The sequence below is a fragment of the Cohnella cholangitidis genome, assembly GCF_014107495.1.
Lineage (GTDB): Bacteria > Bacillota > Bacilli > Paenibacillales > Paenibacillaceae > Cohnella > Cohnella cholangitidis.
Genome location: NZ_CP041969.1, coordinates 5,035,110 through 5,052,200, shown reverse-complemented (window position 1 = coordinate 5,052,200; position 17,091 = coordinate 5,035,110). Strand labels below are relative to the sequence as shown.

General features: G+C 47.7%; 26 protein-coding genes. All 26 read right to left on the bottom strand.

Annotated features, from left to right (window positions below; all coding sequences use genetic code 11):
* Positions 1-3 precede the first annotated feature (3 nt).
* The gene (locus tag FPL14_RS23265; RefSeq protein ID WP_182299983.1) at positions 4-1,827 is read right to left on the bottom strand and encodes a phage tail tape measure protein; all 1,824 of its coding nucleotides are present in this window, start codon (positions 1,825-1,827) and stop codon (positions 4-6) included.
* A 196-nt stretch (positions 1,828-2,023) separates the two neighbouring features.
* A complete protein-coding gene (locus tag FPL14_RS23260) occupies positions 2,024-2,410 on the bottom strand; it encodes a phage tail assembly chaperone (protein ID WP_182299982.1) in 387 nt (128 codons plus the stop codon).
* A gap of 33 nt (positions 2,411-2,443) precedes the next feature.
* Positions 2,444-2,881, bottom strand: coding sequence for a phage tail tube protein (locus FPL14_RS23255; RefSeq protein WP_182299981.1), 438 nt, complete (start codon positions 2,879-2,881; stop codon positions 2,444-2,446).
* A 17-nt stretch (positions 2,882-2,898) separates the two neighbouring features.
* Positions 2,899-3,945: a phage tail sheath subtilisin-like domain-containing protein gene (locus FPL14_RS23250; protein WP_182299980.1), complete on the bottom strand. Its 1,047-nt coding sequence runs from the start codon at positions 3,943-3,945 to the stop codon at positions 2,899-2,901.
* 3 nt (positions 3,946-3,948) lie between these two features.
* On the bottom strand, positions 3,949-4,383 hold the full coding sequence (locus FPL14_RS23245) for a phage tail terminator family protein (protein WP_182299979.1): 435 nt from the start codon (positions 4,381-4,383) through the stop codon (positions 3,949-3,951).
* A 1-nt stretch (position 4,384) separates the two neighbouring features.
* A complete protein-coding gene (locus tag FPL14_RS30400) occupies positions 4,385-4,801 on the bottom strand; it encodes an HK97 gp10 family phage protein (protein ID WP_182299978.1) in 417 nt (138 codons plus the stop codon).
* Positions 4,798-5,430, bottom strand: coding sequence for a head-tail adaptor protein (locus FPL14_RS23235; protein WP_182299977.1), 633 nt, complete (start codon positions 5,428-5,430; stop codon positions 4,798-4,800). The genes FPL14_RS30400 and FPL14_RS23235 overlap by 4 nt, the downstream gene beginning before the upstream one ends.
* On the bottom strand, positions 5,423-5,701 hold the full coding sequence (locus FPL14_RS23230; protein ID WP_182299976.1) for a phage gp6-like head-tail connector protein: 279 nt from the start codon (positions 5,699-5,701) through the stop codon (positions 5,423-5,425). Before FPL14_RS23230 ends, FPL14_RS23235 begins: the two co-directional genes overlap by 8 nt.
* Positions 5,694-5,924 carry a hypothetical protein gene (locus tag FPL14_RS23225; protein WP_182299975.1) on the bottom strand — a complete coding sequence of 77 codons (231 nt, stop codon included), beginning with the start codon at positions 5,922-5,924 and terminating at the stop codon, positions 5,694-5,696. Before FPL14_RS23225 ends, FPL14_RS23230 begins: the two co-directional genes overlap by 8 nt.
* A gap of 37 nt (positions 5,925-5,961) precedes the next feature.
* Complete coding sequence (locus tag FPL14_RS23220) at positions 5,962-7,182, bottom strand: phage major capsid protein (RefSeq protein ID WP_182299974.1); 1,221 nt, start codon at positions 7,180-7,182, stop codon at positions 5,962-5,964.
* A 28-nt stretch (positions 7,183-7,210) separates the two neighbouring features.
* Entirely contained in the window at positions 7,211-7,855 is a 645-nt protein-coding gene (locus tag FPL14_RS23215; protein WP_182299973.1) for an HK97 family phage prohead protease, read from the bottom strand.
* Complete coding sequence (locus FPL14_RS23210; RefSeq protein WP_220471183.1) at positions 7,836-8,723, bottom strand: phage portal protein; 888 nt, start codon at positions 8,721-8,723, stop codon at positions 7,836-7,838. Before FPL14_RS23210 ends, FPL14_RS23215 begins: the two co-directional genes overlap by 20 nt.
* Positions 8,714-9,037, bottom strand: coding sequence for a phage portal protein (locus FPL14_RS29665; protein ID WP_220471182.1), 324 nt, complete (start codon positions 9,035-9,037; stop codon positions 8,714-8,716). Before FPL14_RS29665 ends, FPL14_RS23210 begins: the two co-directional genes overlap by 10 nt.
* Before the next feature lie 12 nt (positions 9,038-9,049).
* Positions 9,050-10,792: a terminase large subunit gene (locus FPL14_RS23205; RefSeq protein ID WP_220471181.1), complete on the bottom strand. Its 1,743-nt coding sequence runs from the start codon at positions 10,790-10,792 to the stop codon at positions 9,050-9,052.
* Entirely contained in the window at positions 10,785-11,159 is a 375-nt protein-coding gene (locus FPL14_RS23200; RefSeq protein WP_182299972.1) for a hypothetical protein, read from the bottom strand. Before FPL14_RS23200 ends, FPL14_RS23205 begins: the two co-directional genes overlap by 8 nt.
* A 385-nt stretch (positions 11,160-11,544) precedes the next feature.
* Positions 11,545-11,820, bottom strand: coding sequence for an HNH endonuclease (locus FPL14_RS30840; RefSeq protein ID WP_182299971.1), 276 nt, complete (start codon positions 11,818-11,820; stop codon positions 11,545-11,547).
* Positions 11,821-11,864: 44 nt separating this feature from the next.
* On the bottom strand, positions 11,865-12,350 hold the full coding sequence (locus FPL14_RS23190; RefSeq protein WP_182299970.1) for a hypothetical protein: 486 nt from the start codon (positions 12,348-12,350) through the stop codon (positions 11,865-11,867).
* A gap of 229 nt (positions 12,351-12,579) precedes the next feature.
* On the bottom strand, positions 12,580-13,128 hold the full coding sequence (locus FPL14_RS23185; protein WP_182299969.1) for a tyrosine-type recombinase/integrase: 549 nt from the start codon (positions 13,126-13,128) through the stop codon (positions 12,580-12,582).
* Positions 13,129-13,388: 260 nt separating this feature from the next.
* The gene (locus FPL14_RS23180) at positions 13,389-14,021 is read right to left on the bottom strand and encodes an ECF-type sigma factor (RefSeq protein ID WP_182299968.1); all 633 of its coding nucleotides are present in this window, start codon (positions 14,019-14,021) and stop codon (positions 13,389-13,391) included.
* 102 nt (positions 14,022-14,123) lie between these two features.
* Complete coding sequence (locus FPL14_RS23175) at positions 14,124-14,342, bottom strand: hypothetical protein (RefSeq protein ID WP_182299967.1); 219 nt, start codon at positions 14,340-14,342, stop codon at positions 14,124-14,126.
* A 197-nt stretch (positions 14,343-14,539) separates the two neighbouring features.
* Positions 14,540-14,929: a hypothetical protein gene (locus tag FPL14_RS23170; protein ID WP_229263634.1), complete on the bottom strand. Its 390-nt coding sequence runs from the start codon at positions 14,927-14,929 to the stop codon at positions 14,540-14,542.
* On the bottom strand, positions 14,919-15,224 hold the full coding sequence (locus tag FPL14_RS23165) for a hypothetical protein (protein WP_182299966.1): 306 nt from the start codon (positions 15,222-15,224) through the stop codon (positions 14,919-14,921). Before FPL14_RS23165 ends, FPL14_RS23170 begins: the two co-directional genes overlap by 11 nt.
* Positions 15,225-15,468: 244 nt before the next feature.
* Positions 15,469-15,789, bottom strand: a complete 321-nt coding sequence (locus FPL14_RS23160; protein ID WP_182299965.1) for a hypothetical protein — start codon at positions 15,787-15,789, stop codon at positions 15,469-15,471.
* Between the two features lie 299 nt (positions 15,790-16,088).
* A complete protein-coding gene (locus FPL14_RS23155; RefSeq protein WP_182299964.1) occupies positions 16,089-16,622 on the bottom strand; it encodes a hypothetical protein in 534 nt (177 codons plus the stop codon).
* A 14-nt stretch (positions 16,623-16,636) separates the two neighbouring features.
* Positions 16,637-16,828 (bottom strand): hypothetical protein, encoded by a 192-nt coding sequence (locus FPL14_RS23150; RefSeq protein ID WP_182299963.1) that lies wholly within the window; start codon positions 16,826-16,828, stop codon positions 16,637-16,639.
* A 35-nt stretch (positions 16,829-16,863) separates the two neighbouring features.
* Positions 16,864-17,073 carry a hypothetical protein gene (locus FPL14_RS23145; RefSeq protein ID WP_182299962.1) on the bottom strand — a complete coding sequence of 70 codons (210 nt, stop codon included), beginning with the start codon at positions 17,071-17,073 and terminating at the stop codon, positions 16,864-16,866.
* Positions 17,074-17,091: the final 18 nt, after the last annotated feature.

Genomic DNA, 17,091 nt, shown 5'->3' with positions numbered 1-17,091 from the left:
TCCTTACAGATTAGCCAAAGCTGTTTTAAGCATGGGGACAAGTTCATTTACGACTTGCATCGGCGTCAATCCGCTTCCGTTTATATTCACGTTGATGACGTTCCCCCCGCCCGCCTTATCAAGTAGACGTTCAGATTTGTCAGCCGGAATAATCGCTTCGCCGCTCGATGTCCGCCGGATCTCGCCGCCGCGTTCGTGCATTAGAGCGAGTCCATCTTTGGCGTAGGCCGTACCCATTGCGAATTCGGGTATTCTTGGAATATCAAAACCGAATGAACCCATCCCCGTTAAGTCTTTAACCCATCCCGGGGGGTCAACTTGGATATTGTTTATGCCATCGATTAGCATATTGATCATATCGACAACTGGTCTGAAAAAGCCTTTTATACCTTCTACCGCACCTTGGAAAGTATTAGTGAAGAATTCCCCTACTCCACTAAATGTTGTCTTGATACCCTCCCACAGTGACACGGCTTTGGCTTTTACTTCATCCCAATGTCTGATCAACGTAAGGCCAGCAATTACGACAGCAGTAATTGGTCCGCCGATGGCCGCAATGATGAGTTTCAGTTTTCCCATTCGGTCCCATATTTCTATCGCTTTTCTCTTCACGGCGTCCCAATGTTTTACCAACTCGATTACGCCTACAACTAAAAGTCCAATAGCCGTGATGACAAGTCCAACCGGATTGGCGTTCATCGCAAGATTCACGCCGATCTGAGCAATCTTCCAAATACCTAATGCAGCGGCCACACCTAATACGATTGGTTTCAGTGTCGTCCAGTGAGTAGTAAAAAAGTCGATGACATCCTTCGCAACTGTCACCACGCCTCCCAAAATCTGCTTTATTTTCGGGAGTCCTTTGTCTTTCAACCAAATGAGCGTCGGTTTGGCTTTTTCAAACCCTTGTTTTAGGTTTGCCCCCATTCTGTCGATATGAGGCTTCGCCGCATCAAGGCCGTTAACCAATCCATCAAGGAGGAAGGTAAGGTTTTTCTTAATGACCGGAATGTACTGCACGAACCATCGGGCAAACTGAGTTTTAAGCATAAGCACAACACCGCCGACCTGCTCTCTAAGAGCCCCGAACTGATCATCGGCTTGTTTGATCTTGCCCTCGTCCGTTTCCGCCAGCGCCTTATTTACTCCGCCGACGTTCATCTTGAGAACCTCGGCCAAAGTCGCGGCTTTCTGCGACTCAGTTCCGTATTTAAGAACCTTCTCTTGGGCCTTAGTAAAGTTAATCCCAAGCTTCGATAATGCCCCAACCTGACCATTCATAACCTTCCCCATCAAGTTCCCCACGCCAACACCATCTTGCGTAGTGGCATTTACGCCCTTGGTCTGAGCAACCAGATCGTTCATTGCTGGCATTAGTGTTTTGATCGTGGAGGCTTGTAATTGGAAAGTAGCCATTTGCTGGGCTCCGGCAATCTGCACATCTGCGCCGACTACTCCCAATTCCTCTTGTGCATTGGCGTAATCCATAACCGATTTAATTTGAGCATCTGTAACGCCCTTAGTGTTTTTCATAATCGTTTGCAGTTTGGTTTCCTGCTCGATCATGGCTTTAGCTTCATCGACGCCGCTGCTAATAAATTCACCAATCTTGTTAAACCCCGCGTATGCCGTTACAAGCCCGCCAACACCTAGCGCCATCTTCTTGAATTGGGCACCCGAATCATTTGCAAAACGCGAAATCTGGTTTCTTGTGTGCTGGGTCTGTCTCCGCAGACGATCCATGCCCTGACTTGCTCGCCCCATGCCAGCACCGAAGTTCATGTCTCGCAAACGCAATACCGCCGTTAGAACCCTATTTTGCGACATATCCTCATCTCCTTCCCTCAAAGAACAAAAAAGAGACGAAGCTATAGGCTCCCTCTCCTTTTCTCCTCTTCAAAAAATAATTGCATGCTGGCCATCATGAAAGATTTGGTGTCATACGATAGATTAAGTAGATATTCGACCATAAAACCTTTTTGCAGATAGTGATGGAGGAAATACAGGTCCCCATCACTATCAATTAGTTTTTTAGTTCTTTAACCAGCTTGACGCCATCGGAGAACCCAGCCAATTTCAGACAATGACCGCTAATGCTGCCAATCTCTCCCGTTTCGAAAAGCTTCTCTACGATGTCGTAAGGCTCGACGCAACCGAATTCTTTCTGCAAACCGGGGTCCTTCAAATTGGGTTCGACGATGCAATTGTATGCCATATGCAAGTCGGCTTTATCCTCTTTGCTATCGTCTTGGGCCATCGCCAGAACTTCAAGACAGAGTGCGCGGCTCGGTTTCTGAATCACAATTTCCGCATCTAAAGACGGGATGTAGATTTCAGCCGTTACGTTCGCCCGATTGGTAAGTTGTTCTTTGCGCTCTAGTAGCGCGGCAACAGTTAGCTTTTTACTCATGGTTTGTTATCCTCCTATGGATGTGTTTTTTTGTTATGCGGCAGGGATCAAGTCAGGGAAGTTATAATCCGAGAAGCCGAACGGAATATCTTCCGTCCCCGGCGTCTTCTGTTCGAATTTCATAAGCGTAACTTCATTGAACCAGACATTCTCCAATACGACGCGCTCCGTCCCGTAAGCATCCGGGTCCGCCAACTTTGCGACGATTTTGCTTCGGATGTCCTCGCCCCTCTTGATCGCCAGCGCGATTTTTCGTTGCGCGCGAGAATAGACCTTTTTGACCGTCATCGTGCCTTCCCCGCTCCATCCGGTCATTTTGCTGTCCTTTGAAAGAGATCCCGCCATGTTCACTTCCTCGCGGTCGATGGAAATCTTCGCTTCAAACGAATCGATGTCGGCAAGTAGTTCGCCGTCCCACCACACTGAACCGAAGCTACCGTTGATTTGCCTTTTTCCATTTGGTTGAGTCATTGTTCACACGCCCTTTCCTAGTTAATCGCAATCGCGAATTTCAGGTCTTCCATACCATCAACGAACTTGGCAGAACCTCCGACAAAAACCTTGCTCCCAAAACTCTTCTCTTTAATTTGCTGATCGGTTAACTCGGACGTATCAACTCCAATACTCTCCCATGCAAGCCTTTGGGCATCGATATTCACATCAACGCGATTGTCTCCCGCTGGATCAAGGACAGTGGGTTGAAGTGTAACCAAGTAGGCATTTGCTGCCGCGAAGAACAACACCTGATTGTCGTAAGTGTTATTCACCTTCCCGACGAACTCATCGCCGAACGTCGTCGTAATATCCTCCCGAATCAAGTCCATTCCCTCGACGATTTTGATCTTCTTGTACTCGGCCGATTTTTCCGGCGTCGTCGTCGTGAAAGAATTAACGCCCCGCCCGATCTTGATTTTTTCGCCGTCGTTAATCAAGATGAGTTTCCCATCATCGATGTCCTCGTCGGGGTCCGCCGACTCCGTAATCGAAACGACTTCCGGCAAGACGTAATAAGTCGAGGAACGCGTGAACGGCAGTCCGGCCAGAATTCCCGCAATCCGCGGCGTATATTGTGCAGCGGTATAGGTACCGCTTCCGACGACAATGCCCTCGGTCGTGAAGTTGATCACGCCCTCAGCATCAGCGACAGTATTCGAGAGAACCGCTTTGAAGATTTTTCCCTTCGCCCGCTCCGCAGCGATCCAGCCCGATAATGTCGTATTGTTGTCCTCGGATGGTACGGCGAGATAGTTCCATTTCTTGCCCACCAAGCGTGTTAATGCAACGGATAGTTCGTCCTCAACATCAAGGCGCTCGACGATGACCTTCGAAGGCGTACCTAGAAACGCCTGTTTGATGTAATCCAGATTTGCTGTCGTCCAATCGGTCGCCAAGATGTCAGCCGCCGTCTTATATTCTCTTGTGTCGAACGTTCCGGTTGCATCGATCAAGATGAGCGCGACAATCCCGCGTTGCGAACGTTGAATCGCACTAACAGCTTTGCTCCTGAACGAAATGTCGATCTCAGGCAATCCCATAAGCTAAACACCATCCCCATATTCAATTTCCGCCATAAGCGGTTCCGTAGGCTCCTTAAGCCTCGATTCCAAGTACATAAAGCTAAAGTCGAAATGAAGAACACCATCAGCGGTATCCGCATTTGTCTCGTTAATCGTGATGGATCTGTCCTCGACCTTAATATTTAAATCAAAGACTTCCTGCAAGCCGTCTATCTTGTCCAACATCTCGGCATTGGGCTTGTTTCGGTCCTTAGGGAAGAAGTAGATGCGAACCGTCATGCTACGTTCAGAAACATAAAGACGATTATCAGCCGTAACATCCTCCATTTGCACAAAAAAAGAAGGACGCGGGAATCCTTCTTTCACATCGTTTGACATAACCGGAATTTCTGGATACTTGGCGATTACGGCTTCGTTGATTGCCTTCTTAATCTGTTTTAGCGTCAATCCAGCCATATCAAAGCCCCTCGCTTAACAATTGATCGAGCCATTCCCCGAGCATCGTTTCCATTTCGGTTTCTTCGAACTGTTTCATGCTATTTTCGAGAATGTGCAAGCCTTCTTTGAATCCATGTTCAGTCCCATCGGGTCCGACGATTCGATGCCCTTTCTCGATCAAATGCGCGTGAGGCGATACGTTCTTCACATACACCATGAACTCGCCACCTCGACGAAAGGACTTCCCGACCTTCCAGCCCTTGCGATATTTCCCGGTGACCTTACCTACCTCAGAACGGCTATTTTTCGCCGCTATGGTCCGCGCCCTGCCGCCCATCTTGCGCATTATCTTCAATGACTCTCGCGGAAGTGTTCGGGTCGCAAGCCTAAGTAGATTCCGTTGGAAATTGTCTAACCCCTGCACCTCGATACTCATTCAATCAACTCCTCGACGTAGATTTCTAACGTCTCGTTTCGAGAGAACGGGTTCAGGATGTAGCGAATTTCCATTCGCTTTTCCCCAAAGCGAATGAACATATCCGGCGTAAGCCCCTCCCTGTACTTGACGATGAGCTTATGAGAAACATTGACGATCTTCGTGTCTGCCGCTTGGCCGGTTACCCCGCCGCTAACAGGTACGACCTCGGCGGGCAACGTCAGGAATAAAGCTTCTTCCTGAATCGTTTCACTGAGATCATTCAGCGAAGGGGCGAGATACCATACTTCGATCTCTTCCCTCATGCGGGCCAAATTGGTTTTGACCAAATCTTGCACTGTACAAACCAATTCGACGACGCGGTCATTCGGGGGAACAAAGGTCCGAATGATTTGATAACGAACGCCCTCGTACTCCAGTAAGGGTTCGTCGTTGTATTCAGAGGACCAAATCACAAACATGACCTCCGGGCGAAGCGCGTTCGCCAAAGCCTGATAATACTCGCTTAGACGGACGGACTTTTTCTCAGCCAGTACATCCCGGGGGGGCTGTTCCGTAATGGTGTCGCCATTTACTCCCGAGAGGCTCGTTAACCCGATAAGACGAACAAGGTCCGAGAATCTACGCATCAGGCATACTCACCGCCATTAATTGAGGCATTAGGATATAAAGAAAGGCATCCGAAAACTTGACCTCTCCCGGCGCAATATTCCATAAGTCCGACACGCCGAGGGTTAAGCTCGCAATGCCGAGGCTGCTTTCGATTTGTGCTTGAGAGACGCCCGCGTTCAGCATGAATTCCTTCACCGCGATAGTCTTGACCGTGAGCGTGACGTCATTATGCGTCCCGCTCAAGCCCAAACCCGCTTTTACCTTGGCAAGAAGTTCCGCATCACTCATTGGATTCCCCAGTGGAGACGGACGGTTCCACGGAAAACGGGACTAGAATAATCTCCAGTCCCGTTTCTTTCTCTTCGAACCGCAGTTTCTCCGACAACTCTTCGTGTTCTTGTACGGTCAACGGTCGTGTTGCCTTCCATACGACAACCGTTTTGTCCGGTCCCTTGGACAAATCAAGACCTTCCAGCTTCTCGGCGGGAAGGTCTGCTTTCTTGCGTCCCATTTAGATCATCCTTTCTCCCAAATTGTCTAGGCGACGATTAGGTTGCCGAATAGCCCCAAAGCGTGAACGTCGTCTTGGCGAACATTGGCGTTCCGCCACTGTACACTTTACCGCGCCACATCGTTTGGTCCTTGCCGAACGTATCGTCCCCGACGCTGGAGGACTCGATTACGATCTCTTGCGATTCATTGACGACGTATTGGTTGATGTCGCCGAACAAGATGTCGTCAAGGGCCATAGCCGTTGTAAACATGACGCGATGACCGTCAAGAAAGAATTGCGTTTTTCCATCGCCAGTAATGATGGGAACGCTCGTTGTGATCGGCAATCCCGCCGTGTCCTTCATCTTGCGGAAGCGGTTGAAGAACGTCTTGCGACGCATAATGAAGACCGCGTCGTCTCCGTATGGGCTGTCGACGTCGCCTTCGATGTCCATGAGCTTGTCCCAATCCATCGTGGAATAGGTTTGCTTTTCGGATGGTGCTGCCGTGATCGCCGGGATGATGCCCGTAAAGCTGCCACCCGCTCCGTCGCCGTTGATGACGGCGTTGTCGAGATAGATTCCCAAATATTTACCCATCTCAGTTGCGAGATAGGTTTCCAACGCGGAAATGCTGTTCTTAAGCAGTACGTTTTTGATTTTGATCGTCGCCACAACCGCCGATTGCGTGATCTTCGCTTCCGAAAATGCGAAGTTAAGCGTCACCGTACCGTCTTCATTATCCGTCGTCGCGCCCGCCGTACCAATCGGAAGCGATACATCCCCTGTGAAGCCGTACTTCGTTACGGCGGCGTAGACTTGACCGTATTTCGTAATAATGGATTGAATGACGTTCAACGTCGTTTCAGGAACAAGGAACGCCGCTCCACTCGTCACGCTTCCGCCGTTCATGTCCGTGATCGCACGTTTACCGAACGACATGATCTCCTCGTCATCTGGAGAGACAGAGCGGTTGATGTAACTCCGATAGAAGGCGTCGCGGTACTTGTCGGAGCTACGGAAGTTTTCTTCCGTCAGTTCTACGGTTTTCATGTAAGGAATTCCTCCTCTTTTTTGCGGTTCCGGTGCATCGGCCAAGGCTGCATTGATTTCGTCGAGACGATCCGACATCGAGCGGAGTTCATCCGCTGTCTTGCTCAAATCTTCCGCCGACGCGTTCCGGTGATTCTTGACCGTCTCTTTCAATGCGAGGCGCTTTTTCTCAAGCTCGCTCTTCTCCCGCTTCAATTCTGCGATTTCTTTTAACGAATATTTCATGTCTTGTTCCTCCCAATGGGTTTTTGGTTTATAGTTGATCGATTAATGCGAGAAGCGCTTGTTTGCGTACTTCTTCTTCGGTCGTTTCCGAGTCGTCGTCCTCGGGCGGGTCCGCCAATTCCCCTTCGCCTGTTTCGGCGATAATGACCGTTTCTTCGTAAGCCGGAAATGTAACGATACTGACTTCGTATACTTCGTTAATCTTGACCACGACGTCGATTTTGTTCGTCCAATCGCTCGCGATAATGGACTTGCTATCGAACCAAAAGGACATACCGTCGACGATTTCTCGCTCGACGCGGTCGAACACATAGTCGTCCATCCACGTATTCCCAAGCGTGACCTCAACAAAAAGACCGATGTCATCGACAACGGCCTTGAGGTTCTTGCCGTAACGGCCTAGAACCCAATTTGTATTATGGTCAAGCAAAATGACGAGATTAGAAAAGTCGACGCCTTCGAGTGCGGTGCGATCCACCTTCTCGACCCATTCGCTACTGCGCCACGGTCGCCCCGGTACGCCGAACAAGATGGGATAACCTCGAAGCCTTCGTACTTGCTTTCCGTCCGCTTCTTCCGCGATCGCTCGAAATTTCGATTCATCGGTTTTGAATGCGACTTTTCGTTTCGTCCTGGTCATCAGTGGCGACGTCTTATTCTCCTTCGTTTTCATTCTTATCACCTCCCCCCACGGAATAGGTTCCCGGTTCGAGGGTCTGGAAGTTTTTACTTTCCATGAACTGATCCAGTTGAGCCGGACCTACCGACAATCCGATCCGTTTTCGAATCTCGTTGCGCGACATCACGCCGCCGAACAACATTTCCTTGTAGAAGGTAGTCTTCGCGGAAAGTGTGCTTATCTCCAGATCGACGAGTTCAGCCAATACCCGATTGAATCGATTGATCTCCTCGAAGGAGAAAAGCTTGAATGTTAACTCCTCTTCGATCTGATAGACGAGGGGACGGATCGAGTTGTCGACGAATTGTTCGTTCTGAATCTCACTCGCGGTATGCGTGAAAATTTCCTTCGAGCCGCCGAAATAGAAGTACATATATCCAACGATGGTTTCGAGAACTTCCTTGTTCAAAGGGTTCATCTTCAAATCAAGGTTATGAACTTCATACTCCGCGCCTACCATCCCAAAGCCGGTTGTATTCTCAGCCGTCAAGAAGAGATCCTTAAATTCTTCGAGCTTCTTCTTCTGATCTGCCCCTTTAAGCTGGGTCTTGTTGATCAGCAAAGCCGCGATACGCTGGCTGTTTACGCTATCTTTGACCGCTTGATCTTGCAGCGTGTTCACGATCTGAACGTAACCGCCGGTCGCTTGCTTCGTCGCGCCTCCGTTTTGTGTCGGAAAACGTTGGAGGTGGATAACGTCATCATAGAAGAACGTATATCCCGGAGCCGCTGGAAACTTGACCGTAAGCCTGCCTTCATCTTGTCCGAATATGAAGTTCGAAAACGGCATCGTATAAAGCGCGCTTAACTCTCCCCGTTCGTCCCAATCCGGGAAAATGAAGACGTTGTTGCTTAAGAGCAACGCGTCACAACGTAGGTCCAGAACACTTGGGGGGTCTGATAAGGATTCGTCCGAATGGTTAGGACGTATTGCAACCGACTATTAATTGGCGTCACGTTGCCCTTCGTGTCCGCCCGTGCATGATAGAACGGAATGCAGCCAACTTTCTCCGCGACAAAATTAATAGCCGTTCGTACCTCCGGGATATTATAAAGGTCTTTCCCGAAGCTCATCAGCGGCGTTCCCCTGTTCAACAGGTCAATAATTTGCGCCGCTGAAACGGACGCCTCCGATTCTTTCTTGAAGACGTTCGTAAATCTTTGCCACATACCCAACACGTTCACCTCCTATGGTTGATACATCTCGAATTGATCCCGAACTTTCTGATAAGCGATATAGGCAATTAAAAAGGACACGTATCCATCGATACGCGCCCTGCTCTTTGCCTTATTCGGTTGGATATTCCCATTAATGTCAATGGTTGCCGCGGTGTTCGTCGTACACCATCGGAAAAGCCCGTTATGCCGACTGAATTGAATTACTCCATCTTCAAAAAGTGAACGGGTTTCCTTCATGGGACCGGATAAGGTCTTCGCCCCCATCGGAACGGGGAACGTGACCCCCCTGCCTTTCTCGTCTTCCTTCGGAAATCCGTTTGCCTCCATGTCGTCGACCCAGTCCCCGCCGTGCCACCGGTCATATCCGATCTTCCAGAATGTGACCTGATACATCTCGGATAGCTCCATATACCACGCCGTAACGTCTGCCTTCTTGACCATACTGCCATCGCAGATATGAAGTAGTTCCTTGTTCAGAAGATCCGGTGCCTTCGTATTACAAAAGCTTTCATAGGCCATTTGGTCCGCCTTGCTGTTCTGCTCGATCCGCTGGCGTGCAATGAAATACTTTTGGAATATGTGCAGTTTTCCATTAATCGGAACAAGTGCAGTTGCACAACACAAGTCCGTCGTTTCAGCCATATCCACGCCGCCGACCGCGTACTTCCCGAAGATGACCTCGTCGGATAGCTCGATTGCGCAGCGATCCACCATCGGCAAGTCAAAGTAAACGACGCTCAAGCTACTTGCTCGATTAAGATGCTTCGCGAGGAAGGAAGGCATTTGCGCCGGATCTTCAAGCGCCTTTTGATACTCGCCTTCCAAGTAGGACATCGTCGGTCTTGCTTCCGCAACGCCGGGATTCGCCTTTATCCAGCATGAACGGTTATCCGGGTCATCGTCGTCATCAATTCGGAATATCATCGGAAACAAGCGTTCCTTGCTCTGACCGGAAAGTACTTTCTTACAGCGTTCAAGCAAGCTATCGAATATCCCTTCCCGGATAAATCCGAATGTCGAGATTGTTACGCCGAGGGGTTGCGCTCTTGCTCCTCCAGCGGACGAGAAAACGTCATAGGTGTTACGATGAGTGATTGCATGAGCCTCGTCGATGATGAAGGCGTGCGGGTTCAAGCCGTCTTGCGAATTGCTATTCTTGCTCCCAGCTTTCATGTAACTGTTCGTTGCAGGAAAGAGAAGCATTTCAGAATTGTCCTTGTCCCTCTTCGTCCGCCAATATTTCTTCGGATTTTCGGCAGGCGTGAGGACATCGCTCGTCATTAAGAACGCCTTCGCATTTTCGTAGACAATCGCCGCTTGTTGCTTCTGCGTCGCAAGACACCATACTTGCGCAGCCGGTTCGCGATCCGCCATAAGGAGGAAAAGTCCAATCGCTGATATAAAGAACGATTTCCCGAATTTGCGGGCAACAAAAAGAATTAGCTCACGGAAGTATCTAACTTCCATGCCTAATTCATCGTCGTACATTTTGAATCCGAAGATACAAGCGACAATATATTTTTGTTCAATCGTTAGTTCAAACGATCGTCCCGCCCAACGACCTTCACGATGCTTAATCAACGCACAAAAGGCGATGAACGCATCAACGTCCGTCGGATCATATCGGACCGTCTTGCTTCTAAGTAGCTTTTCGACAAGCTTCATCAGGTCTTTGATATCTTTGCAATGCTTCTCCGGCTCGCGTTTTACATAACTATGCCAATCGTAGATGTATTCCGGGACATTAGCCACTTTGACCACGCGCCATGATTTGTTGGAATGGGTCTAAAACAGGATTTACTTTCGGTTTCCCTTCTGGAACGAGGTCCGTTAATTGCTTGCAAGCCGTCGCGTAGTTCTTAACGGTCGTGTTGTAAATCTGAACGGACGGCCTAGCGCGTTCGTAAGAGTTATCTCCCTGCGTGAACTCTTCGACGGCTCCACTCGCGTTGATATCGACTTCCAAATCTTCTAGCGTGATCGCCATGAAAGAGACACGGCGAACAATCCCCTCCGCTGCCGAATACTTTTCTTTCGGAATGTCCTTAAGCAATCGCTTCAACCGATTGAACTCCCGCTTAATCCGTTCTTCTCTAGATGGTCCCGATGAAATCGCCAAATCTCATCACCTTCCTTTCTTTCTCGAATCTTCTCTCTGATTCTTGGGGGGAGGGGTCTATACGAAAACCCCGCGAGTAATTTTGTAGCTCCCCTCCACGGTTACCCTTTGGGTACCCGAAAGACATGACCCGGGGGGGGATTCTTCATTCATCGTGTCTCATTCCGATTAAGTCAGCAACGCCGATATTTCCATCTTCGCACGAATGAACATTAAGCATACGCGGTGTGAATCCTCGTTCCCATTCGCTAGGTAATGGAATGTCGAGGACTGTATTGATCAAGCCCACTTGTCCGTCTGGAAGATGGTACACATCGCGAACATCGCCGCATCTTCTACACTTGTATTCCAATGACCCGCCTTTCCCCATATAAGCAACCTCCTTTCAAGGTGGACTTAAGAAGCTTTGAAGCCCTATGCTCCTGTCGTGCTTCTGGTTATGGCAGTCAGGGCAAAGCAATTGAAGGTTGTCCGGGTTATAAGCGATGTTCCAGTCGTGCTTGTTCTCGTCCGTAAGTTCGACGATGTGATCTACCTCGCGCCCGCTTTTTACAACCCCCTTACGCTGGCACCCTTCGCACAGCCCATTAGCACGGACGATGACGAACCGCCTGACCTTCTTCCATTCAGGGTCGGCGTATATCTCAGGATGACGCGCCATAATCCTATTCCTTTACGTTTATTAGAAAAATAAAAAGCACCCCATCAGGATGCTCTGTAAGATTCATTCATTTCATTCATTTCTTTCTTTTCTTTCTGTAGTCTTTTCAATATTGAGCGCTTCATTTTGTAAGGATTATTTAACGAATCATAAGCAACCATGCTCTTAACAGTGTCATCAATACATTCAAAATTTGTGAGAGTTACTTGGTGTCTGTCGCCCGGTTCAAGTTTTTTAGGAATGCCGGGAATATTTATTACGAATGCTGACTTACCGTTTTGTACATATTTCTTTTTGGTGTAACCTCCAAAGTTGGTGAGTAAAATAGGTTTCCTTCCAGAGTTAACGAATTCGAAGTAAAGTATTTCTTCTGCTGGTGAATAACCATCTGAACGATGTCCAAAAAAACCTCCGATTTGGATTTTACCTCTATCGTTTGAATACATGTACATGTTCCAAAACAAAACAAGCGTTGCCACAAGAGCTGCATAACCCGAGATGCATAATGCAATGATATTATTAGTCGACATTTCAATCACTCCCCTCGTATCAAATTTCGACACTGCCGATATTATTCCTCCTTAAAAAATTGCCCTCAAAAATGCCCCTCTTTTCTTATGCTATTTTGGCTTTTTCTCTCTTTTGAGTTCTCTATTTCATATGTGGAGTGGAACTGAATCAATAGCCTCTCTCGCTTTCATATCAAGGCTTCTCAAGCTCCCTAACAATCCAGTTACACGTATCCTATATGAAGAGAACTCAAGACGACTTATAGCGTTTTAGAAGGTTGTCCAACGTCTCTTGAGACTCCCCAATATAACGCAATGTGTCCTGCTGAGAAACGTGTCCGAAGAAATTTTGCACCATTGCGACGTCCTTACCCGAAAGGAAATAGAGTGTCCGACCGAACGTCTTCCGCAATGTATGGCAGCCGATATGATCGAGCCTAAATTCTTCTGCCACTTGCCGAAGGATCTTATAGGCCATACTCCGACCGATTGGTTGATTCCGACCTTGCCGACTCTTGAACAAGAACTCGTGACCGCTCTTCCCGGAGATATAAGGCTTAAGCTCTCGTTTCAATTCCGGAGAGATAAGGATAAGCTTTTGTTTCCCCGTCTTCCCTTCACGAATGGCGATGTGTGTCCCGGTCACGTCGTGAACTCTCAGTTTCAAGACGTCACTAATTCTTAAACCGGTATCGACGCCAGTAAGGAATAAAATGTGATTCCGTTCGTTCCGCTCCTTAAGCCATACCTTAATATCTGCGATAATGTCAGGATCGCGTATGGGTTGTACGACTTTCATGATTCGCGCCCTCCTTTACGCATTTCACTAACATACAATGTTGTTTCGACCCCGCCCAATTCCCCCACGGACAGGATGCGCATTTTGCGGGCTGGAGGACTGGCGGCGGAACTCTTACCCTGTTCATCTTGTCACCTTCCCAATAAAAAAGAGGCCGTCCGATTTCGGACAACCTCTCTTCGCCTATTTACTTCACACTAGCATAATAACACGGGTTAAACTCCAGAAAACGCCAAAGGAGGGACATGCACGCGACTAGTTTAGGACATTCCCGCTAGAATCGCATATTCTTCTATTGCTTTCACCCTCCAACGATCAAAAGTCTTACGGACGATTCCGAGAATACTTGCCACTTCGTCGACGCTTTTCCCTTCGATGTAACGATGAAGAAGCAATCGGGAGTAGTTATTGTTGACATCCCCAAGCGCCTCCAACGTGTTCGAAATCATATCTCGTTCGTCCATCAAGTCCCTTAATTGTGCTTCCTTTTCATGAATAGCGTCGATTCCCCTCAAGGTGCCAAGCCTTGCATCCCTGACCTTCTGAATCCTTCTCGCTAACTCCTTAAGGTCTTTTCGATCATCGGCGTCTGCTCCGTGCTGGCTCTTAATCTCTTGTAATTGAGATTTTGTGCCGACGGGATATTGTTCTAAATACGCATGAGCGATTGTTTCCAGATGTTGTTCCCGCTTATTCAAGTACATGTAAGACGGGAGTCCTTTCAATCTTGCATGAAGCGTTTGTAGTTTGTCTTCGTCGAAAGCATTTACCTCATATCCCATGCCGACCGGCTGGCGTTCTAACACCTTGATCCGACCGCATAGTCGTTTATACCCCTTCAATTGCTCAATGATTTCTTTCTCTATTTCTACTTTTATTTTTAATGCACCCATGTAACCCACACTCCCCTATATTGGTGTATAATAGGATCATGTGTTCTGTAACCCCCGACCGGCTCCCCAGCTTAGGTTCGGGGGTTTTCTCTATTTAGTCTTTCATTTCCCCTCTCCCTTCTCCCCTAATAGTGATTCCAGTTTTTCTGTTGCTGACATTAATCCATCATGTAGATCGTTGTTTGATTTAAACCCAAGGTCATCGAAATCCTCATAATACTCTTTGATCACGAAACCCATCTTGTCATTTAATTCCCGGCAAGCAACAACAAGCGCTTTTATTTCTGCGTTCGTCAGTTTGGTTTTAACCTCTCTGCTCATTGTCTGCTCCCTTCTCCCTTGGGGGATAGGATGATTGCTTAATCGATACAAGCGACTTTCGGAGGGTTAACGTCCTTTGACCCATATAGAGTTTAATTCCATCTGAACCGATAAACTCGTATCTATCGATTTCATATGGTTCCTCACCTTCCTCATGTGCGATTAGGCGTTTATTTAGGTCAATGGTTATCTGCTCATTAGGTTGGGTCACGGGATACCTCCCCGAATAACTCCGACTCAAGCGCACGTAGTAGGCGTTCGGCATCGATCGCTGTACCCTCTCCATTAATGACACGTTGGCGCAAGTCGTCGTCGATCGGCCCGAACAAGTACAGTTTCCCGCCCTGGTGATAGTCCGCAAATCCATTGTCGAATGCGAGCGCGAAGATGCAGAATGTTTCGTTGTCGCCGTATTTGTTAACCGTCTCTTCCGCGATGCCGACATGGTTAAGTTCGGCGCGGTTTTCTAGGGTATTCTCCACGAGCGCATAAGCTTCTTCGCCACCTTGATATTCCATAACTTCAAGGCTGTTCAATACGTCCAAAATTGCTTGCTTGTCCACTTCAATCGCTCCTTTATTGGTCATGTCCTGAATCCTCCAGTCCGGCGAGATTCCTTAAAGCATCCTCGGCGCATTCGAACAAGTAGATCGGATCTCCGTGGTGTTTTACTGTTTCGTGCTGAGATTCTTTGTACCGCACCATAGCCAACTTATACTCTAGTATCTTGCGGGTTACTTCCTCTGGTGTTTCTTTTACCGTCATCGGTCTACCACTGTCGCATGTCCATACATTTGTAATTTGATCTCTAATTGCTATAGCAGTTACATTGTCAGGGCTGATGTATGTTGCATTTCCGTGTTCGTCCGTAAGTTTAATCATGTCCTATCTCTCCTTTGCTTTATCTTCGTTCTGCGACATTACCATTCTTCGCGCTGTTCGCGCTCCATTTGCTCTTCGTCGCCCTCAGTTTCGTGATAGCATCCGTCACATAGTTCGGTGGAATTATTAAAAGATACCTCTAGGCCGGTTTTACCGCACATTTCACACTTCATTTTTTATCGCGCTCCTTTGTTTGCATTTTGGGTCCTTTGCGGCTTTGTCTTCGTACTGTTCAACAGATAAGCTACAGCAATCCTTCTTGCTTTAATCGCTCTTCATAGCCATACTCAATAAGTCGTTTTTGAACAAGCCCAATGCACGTATCATTAATGCTCTCAACACTCGCCACAGATTCAGCAACGATAGCTACTTTTTCGGTTTTTTTCAGTTCAGCTAACTGCTCTCGCTTCAAAAACATATACTCTAATTGCTTAATCTCGACCTCAAAATGCAACTCTGCAATTCGTTCCTTATTCGCTTCAAAATTATCGAAAAGGGATTCTCGCTCATTTTTTACGGCAGTCATTTCTTCCCACTTCAATTCCATCTTCTCTTTAATGTTCATTAATATCGCTCCTTCGCATAATGGGTCATCGAATCACCTAGCCTGGGTACGATCCAGTAACCTGATAAATCTCGTGATTTGAAGCATATGTTGCATAACAGGCTCTAGGTTTGGATTCTACGCTTAGAACCTTGAAAAACTCTCCTTCAATCTCAATAATGTCTTCGAGTGAAGGCTTATAGCTTAGAGTTGCAATGAAAGATTCGGGTCTATACTTGTGATACATCTTTATTCCATAGCCCATCTATTTCCACCTCACTCCTGCACATAATGGGTCTACTACGCCAGATAGATCGGCTCTATCTCTCCTCCGTGATTCCTGGGATGAGTGCTGGGAAATCAAACGTGATGGTAATTCGTCCCGCATGGAGACCATCGATAATCCCCTCGTCCATGTCCACCATTTCCCAGTTAACTGCTCGAAAGCCGCCAGCATTAATTAAAACGTCTCCGATGTACCGAGCAATCGAATCCTCATCAGTTGGTATTTTCCGTTCCTCTGTAAGGGAGGAGAGTGCTTCGCGTGCAATCTTTTGCGGGTCACCGTATCGCGTTTCATTCCACTCCATAATGACATCGCTTTTGTACGTGCTGACCGTCCAGTTTTTGCCGTCTGCGAATTTCTCCAACGCCTCCCGCATCCTTGTAGATTCTCCTTGATCGGATAGGAGATCGAAACGACCGGACTTGATGTGTTCATGAATACCTGAGAATACGTTCCCTCTGATTGTGTTAAGGTTGTCGTTTTCAAAGATCCCCGCTAACATTTGCTCTTCAATCCACTTCAACAACTTATCTCCGTCTATATATCTCTGTTTGCTTATATCATTCATGGGATTGAGCCTCCTTATCCTTTCGTGATTAGAATGAAAATTGACAGGATCACCATTACGATAATGATGGATATCCATATCGGTGACAGAACCCACCACCATGACCAATCGATAACGCCGATTAGTTTCAATGCAATGAACAATATGGTCAGTAACCCTGTAAATCCAATGCCTCCTGATTTGCTCGTTGAATGATTGCTTTTCATCTATCTATCTCTCCTTTAGGTGCTAGGTTTAATTCTCAACCGACGATATTTTTCATCATCTTCTCTTGCCGTTTCTTATCTGCTTTCTCAGCTTCCGTAAGTCCGCGATACTTCACGATGTAGTTTCCGTTTGCCTGTTTATCCATCCGTACAAAGTGCTTCTTCTCTTTTTCTTCTTTGACCAACATCGCCGTTTTCGGGGGTAATTCGAAAGTCGAGAACCAACCCTCTTCGCCTGCTTTCATTCAGCACACCTCCGGTTT

Excerpts from the sequence above, each read along its gene's own strand:
- FPL14_RS23265 (WP_182299983.1), bottom strand. The coding sequence starts at position 1,827 with ATGTCGCAAAATAGGGTTCTAACGGCGGTATTGCGTTTGCGAGACATG.
- FPL14_RS23260 (WP_182299982.1), bottom strand. The coding sequence starts at position 2,410 with ATGAGTAAAAAGCTAACTGTTGCCGCGCTACTAGAGCGCAAAGAACAA.
- FPL14_RS23255 (WP_182299981.1), bottom strand. The coding sequence starts at position 2,881 with ATGACTCAACCAAATGGAAAAAGGCAAATCAACGGTAGCTTCGGTTCA.
- FPL14_RS23250 (WP_182299980.1), bottom strand. The coding sequence starts at position 3,945 with ATGGGATTGCCTGAGATCGACATTTCGTTCAGGAGCAAAGCTGTTAGT.
- FPL14_RS23245 (WP_182299979.1), bottom strand. The coding sequence starts at position 4,383 with ATGGCTGGATTGACGCTAAAACAGATTAAGAAGGCAATCAACGAAGCC.
- FPL14_RS30400 (WP_182299978.1), bottom strand. The coding sequence starts at position 4,801 with ATGAGTATCGAGGTGCAGGGGTTAGACAATTTCCAACGGAATCTACTT.
- FPL14_RS23235 (WP_182299977.1), bottom strand. The coding sequence starts at position 5,430 with ATGCGTAGATTCTCGGACCTTGTTCGTCTTATCGGGTTAACGAGCCTC.
- FPL14_RS23230 (WP_182299976.1), bottom strand. The coding sequence starts at position 5,701 with ATGAGTGATGCGGAACTTCTTGCCAAGGTAAAAGCGGGTTTGGGCTTG.
- FPL14_RS23225 (WP_182299975.1), bottom strand. The coding sequence starts at position 5,924 with ATGGGACGCAAGAAAGCAGACCTTCCCGCCGAGAAGCTGGAAGGTCTT.
- FPL14_RS23220 (WP_182299974.1), bottom strand. The coding sequence starts at position 7,182 with ATGAAATATTCGTTAAAAGAAATCGCAGAATTGAAGCGGGAGAAGAGC.
- FPL14_RS23215 (WP_182299973.1), bottom strand. The coding sequence starts at position 7,855 with ATGAAAACGAAGGAGAATAAGACGTCGCCACTGATGACCAGGACGAAA.
- FPL14_RS30840 (WP_182299971.1), bottom strand. The coding sequence starts at position 11,820 with ATGGCGCGTCATCCTGAGATATACGCCGACCCTGAATGGAAGAAGGTC.
- FPL14_RS23190 (WP_182299970.1), bottom strand. The coding sequence starts at position 12,350 with ATGTCGACTAATAATATCATTGCATTATGCATCTCGGGTTATGCAGCT.
- FPL14_RS23185 (WP_182299969.1), bottom strand. The coding sequence starts at position 13,128 with ATGAAAGTCGTACAACCCATACGCGATCCTGACATTATCGCAGATATT.
- FPL14_RS23180 (WP_182299968.1), bottom strand. The coding sequence starts at position 14,021 with ATGGGTGCATTAAAAATAAAAGTAGAAATAGAGAAAGAAATCATTGAG.
- FPL14_RS23175 (WP_182299967.1), bottom strand. The coding sequence starts at position 14,342 with ATGAGCAGAGAGGTTAAAACCAAACTGACGAACGCAGAAATAAAAGCG.
- FPL14_RS23170 (WP_229263634.1), bottom strand. The coding sequence starts at position 14,929 with ATGACCAATAAAGGAGCGATTGAAGTGGACAAGCAAGCAATTTTGGAC.
- FPL14_RS23165 (WP_182299966.1), bottom strand. The coding sequence starts at position 15,224 with ATGATTAAACTTACGGACGAACACGGAAATGCAACATACATCAGCCCT.
- FPL14_RS23160 (WP_182299965.1), bottom strand. The coding sequence starts at position 15,789 with ATGAACATTAAAGAGAAGATGGAATTGAAGTGGGAAGAAATGACTGCC.
- FPL14_RS23155 (WP_182299964.1), bottom strand. The coding sequence starts at position 16,622 with ATGAATGATATAAGCAAACAGAGATATATAGACGGAGATAAGTTGTTG.
- FPL14_RS23150 (WP_182299963.1), bottom strand. The coding sequence starts at position 16,828 with ATGAAAAGCAATCATTCAACGAGCAAATCAGGAGGCATTGGATTTACA.
- FPL14_RS23145 (WP_182299962.1), bottom strand. The coding sequence starts at position 17,073 with ATGAAAGCAGGCGAAGAGGGTTGGTTCTCGACTTTCGAATTACCCCCG.